The sequence below is a fragment of the Solibacillus sp. FSL R5-0449 genome, from assembly GCF_037975215.1.
GTDB lineage: Bacteria > Bacillota > Bacilli > Bacillales_A > Planococcaceae > Solibacillus.
In genome coordinates, this window is record NZ_CP150239.1 from 3,286,036 (window position 1) to 3,298,721 (window position 12,686).

At 38.5% G+C, this 12,686-nt stretch carries 13 protein-coding genes; 3 read left to right on the top strand and 10 right to left on the bottom strand.

The window, feature by feature from the left end; all coding sequences use genetic code 11:
* Window positions 1-106: 106 nt before the first annotated feature.
* Window positions 107-1,339 (bottom strand): MFS transporter, encoded by a 1,233-nt coding sequence (locus tag MKY27_RS16480; protein WP_339196376.1) that lies wholly within the window; start codon window positions 1,337-1,339, stop codon window positions 107-109.
* A 209-nt stretch (window positions 1,340-1,548) separates the two neighbouring features.
* Between MKY27_RS16480 and thrC the strand changes: the two genes are divergently transcribed.
* From thrC to MKY27_RS16495, 3 genes are all read left to right on the top strand, one after another.
* Window positions 1,549-2,607, top strand: a complete 1,059-nt coding sequence (gene thrC, locus MKY27_RS16485) for a threonine synthase (RefSeq protein WP_339196379.1) — start codon at window positions 1,549-1,551, stop codon at window positions 2,605-2,607.
* Window positions 2,604-3,503 carry a homoserine kinase gene (thrB, locus tag MKY27_RS16490; protein ID WP_339196381.1) on the top strand — a complete coding sequence of 300 codons (900 nt, stop codon included), beginning with the start codon at window positions 2,604-2,606 and terminating at the stop codon, window positions 3,501-3,503. Before thrC ends, thrB begins: the two co-directional genes overlap by 4 nt.
* Window positions 3,504-3,669: 166 nt before the next feature.
* Complete coding sequence (locus tag MKY27_RS16495; protein WP_339196383.1) at window positions 3,670-4,317, top strand: NAD(P)H-binding protein; 648 nt, start codon at window positions 3,670-3,672, stop codon at window positions 4,315-4,317.
* A gap of 106 nt (window positions 4,318-4,423) precedes the next feature.
* Here MKY27_RS16495 and zupT read toward each other — a convergent pair whose 3' ends face one another.
* From zupT to MKY27_RS16540, 9 genes are all read right to left on the bottom strand, one after another.
* The gene (gene zupT / locus MKY27_RS16500) at window positions 4,424-5,245 is read right to left on the bottom strand and encodes a zinc transporter ZupT (protein WP_339196385.1); all 822 of its coding nucleotides are present in this window, start codon (window positions 5,243-5,245) and stop codon (window positions 4,424-4,426) included.
* A 149-nt stretch (window positions 5,246-5,394) separates the two neighbouring features.
* Window positions 5,395-5,988 carry a phosphatase PAP2 family protein gene (locus MKY27_RS16505; protein WP_339196387.1) on the bottom strand — a complete coding sequence of 198 codons (594 nt, stop codon included), beginning with the start codon at window positions 5,986-5,988 and terminating at the stop codon, window positions 5,395-5,397.
* A 124-nt stretch (window positions 5,989-6,112) separates the two neighbouring features.
* Window positions 6,113-6,445, bottom strand: a complete 333-nt coding sequence (locus MKY27_RS16510; protein ID WP_339196389.1) for an antibiotic biosynthesis monooxygenase — start codon at window positions 6,443-6,445, stop codon at window positions 6,113-6,115.
* Between the two features lie 63 nt (window positions 6,446-6,508).
* Window positions 6,509-7,546, bottom strand: coding sequence for a siderophore ABC transporter substrate-binding protein (locus MKY27_RS16515; RefSeq protein WP_339196391.1), 1,038 nt, complete (start codon window positions 7,544-7,546; stop codon window positions 6,509-6,511).
* Window positions 7,547-7,729: 183 nt separating this feature from the next.
* On the bottom strand, window positions 7,730-8,497 hold the full coding sequence (locus MKY27_RS16520; protein ID WP_008405841.1) for an ABC transporter ATP-binding protein: 768 nt from the start codon (window positions 8,495-8,497) through the stop codon (window positions 7,730-7,732).
* The gene (locus MKY27_RS16525; RefSeq protein ID WP_339196393.1) at window positions 8,494-9,450 is read right to left on the bottom strand and encodes an iron chelate uptake ABC transporter family permease subunit; all 957 of its coding nucleotides are present in this window, start codon (window positions 9,448-9,450) and stop codon (window positions 8,494-8,496) included. The genes MKY27_RS16520 and MKY27_RS16525 overlap by 4 nt, the downstream gene beginning before the upstream one ends.
* A complete protein-coding gene (locus MKY27_RS16530) occupies window positions 9,437-10,393 on the bottom strand; it encodes an ABC transporter permease (protein WP_339196395.1) in 957 nt (318 codons plus the stop codon). Before MKY27_RS16530 ends, MKY27_RS16525 begins: the two co-directional genes overlap by 14 nt.
* 277 nt (window positions 10,394-10,670) lie before the next feature.
* Window positions 10,671-11,780 (bottom strand): o-succinylbenzoate synthase, encoded by a 1,110-nt coding sequence (gene menC, locus MKY27_RS16535; protein WP_339196396.1) that lies wholly within the window; start codon window positions 11,778-11,780, stop codon window positions 10,671-10,673.
* A 44-nt stretch (window positions 11,781-11,824) separates the two neighbouring features.
* Window positions 11,825-12,658, bottom strand: a complete 834-nt coding sequence (locus MKY27_RS16540; protein WP_339196397.1) for a GNAT family N-acetyltransferase — start codon at window positions 12,656-12,658, stop codon at window positions 11,825-11,827.
* Window positions 12,659-12,686: the final 28 nt, after the last annotated feature.

Consider the following 12,686-nt stretch of genomic DNA (forward strand, 5'->3'; position numbering starts at 1 on the left):
AGGTATTTTTTTACAGCTTGCAGATATAAAAAAAGACCTGCGCTGTTTATTAGCACAGGTTCCTATTTATTATTATAAAAAGCATTTTAATACGCATAATTTACAACTATAGTAGTTCTGTTTGCTTCGTTTCTTTTCCTAAAAAAATAACAGCTAGCACTCCAATGACAATCGCTACACAGAAAATCGCGAAAATATAGCTAATATCAAAGCCTTTTGTCAGCAGTGTCCCAACTAATAACGGTCCGAAAATACCTCCTACACGACCTATTGCTGCCGCCATACCAGCTCCTGTCCCGCGTACAATTGCCGGATATTGCTCAGGTGTATACGCATATAAGGCACCCCATGCTCCTAAGTTGAAGAAGGAAAGCAACATACCGGAAATTAATAATGTTTCAATCGTTTCTGCACCACCGAATACAAATGCACTTGCTGCCGTTCCTAATAAATATGTAACCAATACAAATTTGCGCCCAAACCTTTCGATGAACCAAGCAGCTGTAAAATAACCTGGTAATTGGGCCAAAGTCATGATTAATACATATTTAAAACTAGATATTAGATCAAACCCCTTGCCAACCATTACACTTGGTAACCATAAAAACATGCCATAGTAAGAAAATACAACTGCAAACCATAAAATCCAAAGCATTAGTGTAGAACGTGCATACTTTTTCTCCCATAATGTGGCGATATTTTGAAAAACTGAACGTTTTTTCGATTCTTCTTTTACCCTGAACTGTGGAGAGTCCGGTAATTTTATTCTTATATAAATTGCATAAAATGCAGGGATTGCCGTAATTAATAATGCAACTCGCCATCCTTCAATTGGCCAAAATTCAGCCGGTATAACGAAATAGGCAATAAGTGCGGCGATTAGCCAGCCTCCAGCCCAAAAACTTTCTAGTAAAACGACAACTCTTCCGCGTTCTTCAGCTTTTACACTTTCAGATACAAGTGTTGATGCGACAGGTAATTCCCCGCCAAGCCCCATGCCAACAAAGAACCGTAAAATTAAAAATAGTGTCAAAGTTGTTGTAAATGCGGATAAACCACTCGCAACGGAGAATATTATGAGTGTCCACATAAAAATTTGTTTACGTCCAACTTTATCTGCGAGTGCACCAAAAAACAACGCACCAACAGCCATTCCGATCGAGTTTACACTTGCAATCCAACCCATTTGACTGCTATTTAATCCCCAGTCAACGGCAAGTGCTGCAATGATAAAAGAAAGTATTCCGACATCCATTGCATCGAACATCCATCCAACCCCTGCTATACGTAGAAGTTTATTACGTGATAGGGGCTTTTGTTCCTTTGTTTCCACCGACATTACTTTTCCACCTTCCATGTGTCTTTACACTTGACTTAACAACGTTACTATCATACATTTATTTCTTAAAAGTGACAACATTTTTTTAACTTAACGAATTGTTCCGACAATTTAACAATTCCTATTGAAATAAGGAACACATAGGTATAAAATGTCTTGTATACAAAAACAAATGTTCACCTAGCGAGAACAGAAGGAGTTTATTATCTATGTGGAAAGGTCTTATCGAAGAATATAAACAGTACCTACCTGTTACTGAAAATACACCTGCATTATCACTAAACGAAGGAAATACACCATTGATTCCATTAGTAAATTTATCTAAAGAACTTGGAATTGAGTTATACGGAAAAATTGAAGGCGCTAACCCAACCGGTTCATTTAAAGACCGCGGGATGGTATTTGCTGTTGCTAAAGCTATCGAAGAAGGCTCTAAAGTTGTCATTTGCGCATCGACAGGCAATACATCTGCGGCAGCGGCTGCATATGCTGCTCGTGCAGGCATCCAGTCAATCGTTGTCATTCCCAAAGGCAAAGTAGCACTCGGTAAATTGGCACAAGCTTGCATGTATGGTGCAAAAATTATTGAAATTGACGGCAACTTTGATGATGCATTAAATATTGTGCGCAAAATCAGTGAAAATACTCCGATTGCACTTGTGAACTCTGTAAACCCATATCGTATTGAAGGTCAAAAAACAGCGGCTTTTGAAATTGTTGATCAACTAGGTCAAGCTCCTGATTACTTATGTATTCCTGTAGGGAACGCGGGGAATATTACAGCTTACTGGAAAGGCTTCAAAGAATATAATGAAGCAAAACAAAGTGGTCTTCCTAAAATGTACGGCTTTGAAGCAGAGGGTGCCGCTGCTATCGTGCAAGGAGCACCAATTGCAGACCCGGAAACGGTAGCAACAGCGATTCGTATCGGAAACCCTGCAAGCTGGAAGTTCGCTGAAAATGCCCGTGATGAGTCAGGCGGTTTAATTGACTCAGTAACTGATGATGAAATTTTAGATGCTTATAAACTAATCGCCAACAGAGAAGGGATCTTTGTTGAACCTGGTTCGGCAGCATCATTAGCTGGTGTCATTAAATCTGTAAAAGCAGGTAAAATTGCTGCTGGCAGTCGTGTTGTTACAGTGTTTACCGGAAACGGCTTAAAGGACCCAGATACAGCGATGAATGTTTCGACAGTAGACCTTGTCTCACTTCAAAATGATGAGCAGGAAATCCGTAATTACATCGAGGGCGTATTTAGTCTATGAGTAAGAAGTGGCAAATCAAAGTTCCTGGCAGTACAGCAAATTTAGGTCCTGGATTTGATTCCATCGGTCTTGGACTTTCACTTTATTTAACATTGGATGTCACATTACAAGACGAGTGGGAATTTGTGCATATTGGTGACAATGTGCCCTCTGATACGACAGTCGAAACACATTTAATTTATACGATAGCGCAGCAAGTGGCACAGCAATATCATGCCGTGCTGCCTCCATGTAAAATTGAAATGACGAGTGAGCTCCCGCTTGCACGTGGAATCGGCAGCAGTGCGGCTGCAATTGTCGGTGCTATAGAATTAGCCGATATTTTAGGAAATCTGAAATTATCGCAACAGGATAAACTGAATATTTCTTCTCAGATTGAAGGTCATCCTGATAATGCGACCGCTTCGGTTTTAGGCGGATTGACGATTTCTTCAATGGATGAAGCAGGAATTGTCGATACACTTCATATTCGGGAAATGGATGCAGCATTCGTTGTCTTCATTCCGAACGTTGAACTTAAAACTGCGGCATCACGTGGTGTTTTACCGGAACAGCTGCAGCGAAGTTATGCAGTGCGGGCAAGTGCCAATGCAAATATGCTCGCCGCTTCCCTTATTGCGAAGGATTATGTACGAATCGGGCGTTATATGGAAGCAGATCTTTTCCATGAGCCTTTCCGAGCAAATCTTATTCCTTCTTATAATGAGATTCGCGAAGCAGCAAAAAAAGCTGGCGCATATGGAACAGCTTTAAGCGGTGCTGGGCCAACTTTAATCTCGATGATTCCGTCCGCTATTTCCGAACAATTTGTCGCTTCAATGCAACAGCAATTCCCGGATCACCAAGTGGTAGCAACAACTGCATCACCATCGGGCTCAACTGTCACAGTTAATTAATTTACAAAGTTATAGATAACAAGCTCATAATGATAGTTAATGTACGTTATTCAATTTCGAATAGCGTACATTTTTTGTTTTTTTATATGTAATTTTGTCTTTTATGCATAATTCCCGTTAAATATGGGTATATTAATAAATCTACTGTTAGAAAGGGGTAATGTTTATGAAAATTGCAGTTATTGGGGCTGCGGGTAAGGCAGGGACTCATATATTACGAGAAGCAATCATGCGAAAGTTCGATGTGACAGCGATTGTAAAAAATAAAGCAACAGTCCAAGAAAATAATATTAATATCATTGAAAGCGACCTATTTAAATTAACAAAGGAACAAATCGCTCCTTTCGATATTTTAATTAATGCTTTTGCTCCACTACCAGGAGAGGAACATCTGCATGTAGATGCCGGTGAACATTTAATTTCCTTATTGGAAGGTACAGAAAAAAAATTATTTGTTATCGGTAGTTCAGGCTGCCTTTTTGTTGACCGTGAAAAAACAGTTCGTCTTATGGATCTCGAGGATTATCCAGAAGACCTTGCTGTCGCAGCAAAGGCTCAATTGCAGAACCTGCGTGATTTAGAAAATTCTTCAATTCAATGGTCCTTTGCTATCCCGTCTGCTATGTTCGATTCAGATGGACCACGTACCGGCCATTATATTAAAGGCGAAGAGAAAATTTTAGTAAACTCGCAATTTAACAGTTATATCAGTTATGCTGATTTTGCTGTCGCATTGCTTGATGAAATCGAAAAAAGTGAATATCCAAATACAACATTTACTGTTGCATCCGAAAATGTAACAGCCGCATCTTAATAAAAAAGGGTTAAAGCTTCTATTCCGCCAATAGGCACCGAAGCTTTAATACCTAAAAGGCCAGCATGCCCCTTGTAGGAGAGATGCTGGCTTTTTTGTGAGGAAATCAAGTTAACATTACTAAACTGATGGCCATTACTGCCATACCTGCTATTAATCCGTAAATAGAAGAGTGTGCTTCATCATATTTTTTAGCAGCGGGCAACAGTTCATCAATCGAAATAAATACCATAATCCCTGCAACACCAGCAAAAACTATACCGAACAATGTATCTGTCATAAATTGCATTAGTACTAAGTAGGCAATCAATGCACCTAACGGCTCTGACAAACCAGAGGCGAAAGACCATTTAAATGCCTTCATACGCTTCCCTGTTGCATAGAAAATAGGAATGGCTACCGCAATACCTTCCGGGATGTTATGAATAGCTACCGCAATTGCTATCGCTATTCCGACATTCGGATCTTGAAGTACCGCCATGAATGTTGCAATACCTTCCGGAAAGTTATGGATTGCGATTGCCAGCGCTGTAAATAATCCCATTTTCATGAGGCGGTCCGCTTCTACATCTTCATTTCCGGTCAGTTGAGCCTTTTGAACATCTTCTACAGACTTTACTTCATGCGGATTTTTCCCTTTCGGAATAAAGCGGTCAATTAAGGCAATTACAAGCATCCCTCCGAAAAAGCCGATGATTGTGTACCAATACCCTACTGTTTCACCATGTACGTTTACTAAAGCATCTTTCGCTTTCACAAAAATTTCTACAAGCGATACATAAATCATAACGCCCGCCGAAAATCCTAATGCAATCGAAAGAAACTTCTTATTTGTGCGTGTTGTAAAAAATGCGATTAGGCTGCCAATACCGGTAGCAAGCCCTGCAAATAATGTTAAGCCAAGCGCTAATAATACATTCTCATCCATACTATTCTCCTTCTTTATAATTCTTTTCTCACATTATACGCACAATGTTTCCTTTGCGCAACTTTTTTCAATAAGGAAACATCTTATGCAGGAAACCAAATCAATATTACTAAAAAAGGGATTCCTAATTATCAGGAATCCCGGTACTTCTATTTATGTTTTTTTGACTCATACCATAATACGCATACCATAAACCAAGTATACCCGATGCTCCATCCTGCTAAAACATCTGTTGCATAATGGCGCCCTTCCGCTATACGTGATAATCCTACTAAAAAAATTAAAATCAGCATTATAGTGTATGTAATAAAATCCCATCTCTTGTTTTTCAGCCATTTCGAAATCAAGTATGCCAGCGTCAATAGAAACATGACACTAATTTGCGCATGGCCGGAAGGAAAGCTAAACGACGAAAGCTGATCTTCAATTTCCGGACGTGGTCTTGCAAAAATACGCTTTAAAAGCTGGTTTAGACCATTTCCAACACCAACTGTAAGTAGGACAAAAAGCACACCGCGAAAATCTTTTTTAAAGATCGCTAAATACAGCAGTATAATGACGGTTGCCACTATAATAAATTTTGTTTCTCCTAAATTATGAAATAAAATAACGAAACTATTCCCAAATAATAATGAACGGATTTTTAAATCGAATGCCTCAAAGCTTGCTGTATCAAAATTCAGTGCAATAATCATAAATATTATGAATGTAACAACTGCCAAAATAGAAAATCCCTTTTTCAAATAAACACCTACTTTCTTCAGTCAAACTGTTACTTTACTTACCCTATTATTATATGTAATAGACAAAAAAATAAAAATCCACTTTGCAAAAAAACTGCAAAGTAGATTACTCTTTAAGCATCCATTATTCCACAACTGTATAATTTCCGTGCTCCATCGAAATCACGAATTCCGGTTTTGGTGGTTTACCGCCATGCTCTTTGATTTTCGCTTTATGGCCTGCAATATGCTCCGGGCTCTTTTCCCAGGCTTTCCATGCATCTTCTGATTCCCAACGAATAATCATTACAACTTCCTCTTCACCACGTCGAACATTTTTTACTAGCAGTTCACGTCCAATAAAGCCTTCACGTTGTTCAAGCATTGATGGTCCTTGACCTGGTTTTTTGCTGAAGCGCTCAATAATTTTATCAGAGTTGCCTTCTGTTACGATCCATTTACGGATTTGTACAAACATTTTAGTTCCCCTCTCTTTTAAAAATGGCATGCCTCCAGTTAAGAGACATGCCATATTTCCATCTTATTTTAATTCATTTAAGATTTCATCTAATTTCTCTGCTTCAGTTGTTACACCGTTAGAAGAGAAGTACCAGTTTACGCCATCAAGGTAAACGATTTTACCTTCTTTGTATGCACGAGTTTGTTTGATGATATCATTTTCGATATCAGCTTTGATTGTGTCTACATCAGATGCTGTACGGTCGATGATTAGTAATACTTCCGGATCTACAGAAAGAATTGATTCATAAGAGAAGTCAGAACCGTGTGATGAAGCTTTGATGTCAGTAGTTGATGGTTTGAAACCAAAGTCATTGTACACGTATGCGAAACGAGAATCTTCACCGTTGTCGAAACCAGAGATTTTTTTATCGTTGTACATTGCTACTAATGCATTCTCATAACCAGCTGCTTTTTCTTTTACAGCGTCAACTTTTTCTTGTAAAGCAGTTTTTAATTCTTCAGCTTTTTCTTCTTTGCCGAAGATTTCAGCAGCTAAATCAACTGTTTCAAATACGCCATCAACATAGTTAGAGTTATCAGAACCGATGAAGACTACGTTTGGTGTAATTTCTTTTAATTCTTCATAGAATGAACCTTGACGACCTGAGATGAAGATAGCATCCGGATTAGCAGCTGCTACTTTCTCGAAGTCAATTTGTTTTAAAGAACCAACGTCAACAACTGAATCCGTTAAATATTTTTCTTTTAAATGCTCAGGGAAGTTACCTTTACCGCCGTTTGCAGCGATACCTACAATACCTTCAACACCTAATGCATCAAGTGTATCTAAGAAACCGTAGTCAAATACTACGATGTTTTTTGGCATTTCTTCAAATGTAACATCTTCGAAAGTAAGGGACTTACCATCTTCTGTTTCACTGCCTGCTGATAATGAAGAAACTGTCATCGGGAAAGCTGAAGCTTCTGTAGCTGAAGTTGTCTCTTCTGTTTTAGCTGGTTCGTTTGCTTCATCTTTTGTCGATGTTTCTTCATCTGAACCACAAGCTGCTAACATTAATGTTAATGCTGCTGCCGTTAAAAATTTCCACTTTTTCATTATTACTTTTCCTCCTACTGTTCTCTCAAGCGAGAGTGATAATCGTTTTCAATTAACTAACGTTAGTGTAAATCAACTGCTTATAGTTGTCAACGAATATTCTGAAACTAATATTCATTCTCAATTAAATTTACAAAATAAATGCATAAGCGAGAAAACTTATGCATTTATTTCCATTTATAATTAACTATGTGAATTAAAATATACGCAAATACGACAGCCGTCTTGTTCCTGCACCGGAATATGCATATCGTAAACTTCTCTTAATGCCTCTGAGTTAATAATCTCATTTGTTGGACCATCTTTTACAAGGCGTCCATCTTTCAATGCGACAATGCGATCTGAATACACGGAAGCAAAGTTAATATCATGCAAAACAATTACTACTGTTTTGCCCAACTCATCGACAAGCTTGCGTAAAATTTTCATAATCTGAACAGAGTGTTTCATATCCAAGTTGTTCAATGGCTCATCCAATAAAATATATTCCGTATCCTGAGCGATGACCATCGAGATAAAGGCACGCTGTTTTTGACCGCCTGATAGTTCATCCAAAAACTTATGTTCCATCTCACCCAATGTCATATATTCAATAGCACGGTCAATATGCTGTTCATCTTCCGGAGTCAAACGGCCTTTCGAATATGGATAACGCCCAAATGAGACAAGTTCACGAACTGTTAAACGCACATTTAAATGATTTGACTGGCGTAAAATAGCGACACGTTTCGCAAAATCATTGGACTTCATTTTTTTTACATCACTTTGATCTAAAAATACTTCACCTGTATCTGCATCAAGCAATCGGCTTACCATTGATAATAATGTTGATTTTCCTGCACCATTCGGTCCGATAAATGAAGTGATTGCTTTCGGCTGTATAGTTAATGAGACATCCTCAACGACCGGTTTTTTTCCAAAGCTTTTAGAAAGCCCTTTAATTTCAATCATCCTGCTTTCCTACTTTCCTTCAGTATTAGGTAAATAAAGTAAAGTCCTCCGACAAAGTTAATAATAACGCTGATCGTCGTACTTAACTGGAATACATGCAGTACTAGGAACTGCCCACCGACAAGTGCAATAATACTAATTAAACTCGCACCGACTATTAAAACCGAATGCTTGTACGTAGCAAAAAACTGATAAGCCAAGTTTGAGACGATTAACCCTAAAAATGTAATCGGACCAACCAGGGCTGTAGATGTTGCAATTAAAATTGAAGATAAAATTAATACTTTCAATACTATTCTATCATAATTTACACCTAAGTTTATTGCATTCTCCCGACCTAGCGACATTACATCCAGATCACGCAATAAACGGTAACCGTAAATAAATGATGCCACTAAAATAATGACAGCAATAAGCAACAGCTCTGTTTTCACATTCATGAAACTAGCAAACAAACGAGACTGTAAGCTTTCATATTCTACAGGGTCTATAATTACCTGTAAAAAAGTTACAAAACTGCCGAGCAATGTTCCGATTATCATCCCGGCAAGTAAAAGCAGGAATATCGGATGTTTATCTGCCCGGAATAAGAACCGGTATAAAATCAGGGCGAAAAGTACCATCGCCACAATGGATAAACCAAAGTTTAAATAACGACTCACTACAAAGATAGATGCAGAGCCTGCAAAGAAGAAAATAACCGTCTGCACTACTTCATACATCGAATCGACACCCATCATGGAAGGTGTCAGTAAACGGTTATGTGTAACTGTCTGGAATGTAACGGTCGCATAGGCAATCGCCGTACCAGTAATCACCATTGCCGCTATTCGCTCCAAACGCTTTGGAAAGGCATAGCTAAAGCCGCCTTGAATATTATAAAAAGCAAATAACGCAATAAACACCAGTGCGATAATTGCTAAAAGTATTAGCTTCGTACTATTTTTTCGCATATGCTTTCCCCCTAAACAACATTACTAAGAAGATCGCACTGCCGATTACCGCAACTGTCGTGTTTACTGGAATTTCAAACGGGTATACAATTAAACGACTTAAAATATCACACATTAACAGGAATGCTGCACCTAAGAAAATTGTATGCGGAATTGTTTTACGTAAATTGTCCCCCATATATAATGAAACCAGGTTCGGTACGATTAATCCCAGGAAAGGTATAATCCCTACCGTTAAAACAACTGTTGTAGAAATAATCGCTACCAGTACTAAACCGAGATTTAATACGGTACGATAGCTTAATCCAAGATTTTTGGCGAAATCTTCCCCCATACCAGCCACTGTAAACTTATTGGCATACAAGTACGCAAGGATAATTGCAGGGACTGCTACATAAAGCAGTTCATAGCGGCCTGATACAACAAGTGTAAAACTCCCTAGGAAGAATGTATCCACACTTTGCAGCACATCGGCCTCGTACGCAAGAAATGTTGAAATGGCACCAATAATATTTCCATACATAATCCCGATAAGGGGCACAAAAATAACGTCCTTGAATTTAATGCTTTCAAGTAGACGCATGAAAATCATCATACCGATTAGTGCAAATGCAAAACTGAAGAGAATCTTCTCCATATATCCTGCACTTGTGAAAAATATCATTGATACAACAATACCTAGCTTTGCCGCATCGAGTGTACCGGACGTTGTCGGCGATACGAATTTGTTACGGCTTAAGCTTTGCATAATTAATCCAGAAATACCCATCCCTGCCCCGGCAAGTATAATTGCCATCAATCGTGGTACTCGACTCATTAAGAAAATTTGCATTTTATCTGATTCCCAATCTAATAAATCAGATGGCTTAATATCGATCGCACCAATAAATAATGATAAAAAGGACAGAACGATGGTCGCTGCTACGAGCATCCAAAGTCTCATTACATTCTCCCACTATTCTTTATATATTTTAGATTTTTATATATGACGTAAATTCTAAATGAAAATGAGAATCATCTCTTTCCCTACATCATTATATAATTGCTAATAATGAAAATCAAACAGACAATTTATAATAAGGAGTATTAAAAGAGGAATAGACTGAAAAATGCACTTTTAGAGCGATTCTCCGTTTTATTTACAACATCCCGTATGTATTCTAATAGGAAGAAAAATTGAGTAGAAAAAGACCACAACTATTAAAATTGTGGCCTCACATTTACATGCGATATGTTTTTTTATTTACACTGTACTTATTTATTGCTTCACGGTTTACATTATAGCCAAGCCCTTTTGTTTTTGGGACAGTAATGTAGCCATCTGTAACAGTTACTTCCGGTTGAATAATGTCTTCATGCCAATAGCGTTCAGAAGCAGCGGTATCCCCAGGCATTATAAAGTTTGCAAGACTCGTCAGTGCTACATTTTGCGCACGGCCGATACCCGCTTCCAGCATTCCCCCGCACCACACAGGAATATGGTGTTCCATACAGTAGTCATGGATACGCTTCGCCTCGCTAATACCGCCAACTCGTGCAATTTTAATATTTACCACCTGACAGCTGCCTAGTTGAATCGCTTTTCTCGTATCCTCTAACGAAGTAATACTTTCATCTAAACAAATCGGTGTCTTTAGTTGCTTTTGCAATGTGGCATGATCGATGATGTCGTCATGCGCTAATGGCTGCTCCATCATCATTAAATTAAATGCATCCAGCTCTTTTAACCGATCGATATCATCCAATGTATATGCAGAATTTGCATCTGCCATTAAAGGAATTGCCGGGAATGCTTGCCGTATTGTTCGGATCAGCTCAATATCTTTTCCCGGTTTGATTTTTACTTTAATCCGCTTATAACCTTCATACAAATAATGCTGAATTGTATGAATCAGCTGTTCATCTGTAGGCTGTAAACCGATGCTGATTCCAACTTCAATTTTTTCCTGGACTCCGCCAACAGCCGATGCCAACGATTGGTTCGTCAATTGGGCATAAATATCCCATACCGCTCCTTCAATCGATGCTTTCGCCATGTTATTGCGCCGAATAGTTCGGAATCGCTCATACACATCATCCGGATGCTTTAATTCTTCCCCGAGTAATGCAGGGATTAAAAAATCCTCCAATACATGAAGTGAAGTTTTAAAAGTTTCTTCTGTATAGGAAGGCTCTTCAAATGCAACACCCTCGCCCCAGCCGACTACACCACTTTCATCCGTCGCCTCTACAACTAAAAAACGCTTGTCTTGCATCGTCCCTAAGCTTGTCGTAAACGGTGTTTTCATTCGCATCACTAGTTCATGTATTGTCACTTCTACTAATTTCATCTTTGTTGCTCCTAATAATATTTAGCTGCCTCATCATTCACTGATTAAAGAGCAAATAATGAACGCTTTACTAACAAGTAATGGCTAATATTATCATTTATTTTATTTAAATAAATTATTTTATAATTTTGCTCGAACATTGCCTGTAAAATATGTCTTGTTTTATAGCGCCAATCTTCTGCTAAAGCAACACTTTCCACTTTGATTTTCTGGAAGTTCGTAGGGATCGGCAACAGATAGGCATCATGGATAAGCGCCTCTTCTTTATCAAACTTTTGTTCCGGATCCAATGTCGGAAGACCTACCATATTTTCTTCCCAATTCACTACAGGCTTTGCTTCATCCAGTAATTCCTCCACTTTCGCATCCCAGCGCAAGTAATCATTATCAACAAGTTGCCACTCTACACAAAGACGGTCTGTAGGTAATACCCGATTAAACGGGTCTTCCATTTCACCGTAGCAATTTTCTATATAAGTATCGCTGTAACCACGCAACTTTGAGAAGTTTAAAAATCCGCTGCGCGCTTCAAGTGGATCGAATGTCCAGCGGCAAGTTCTGTAACCGCGCTCGATTGCGATATCCTTTAAGTAATTTTTAAGCAGTTCTCCAACGCCTTGCTCACGATAATTACGCTTTACACCAATCATATGGGAATATAAGTATATATTCTCATCCATATATCCAGGGCAACTATAGTTAAAACCAATTATTTCGTCATTTAAATATGCACCAAGTACAATCCCGCCATTGCGAATCGTTGCAATTGTCTGATGTACCGGAATGCTGCCGACAGCCCAAATTTCATGCTCTAGATTACGTGCCTCTTCAATTTGTTCAATTGTCGTTAATTCTTTAATCGTCACTGATTCTAACATAATTCTGCCTCCCCTATAGTTACTATTC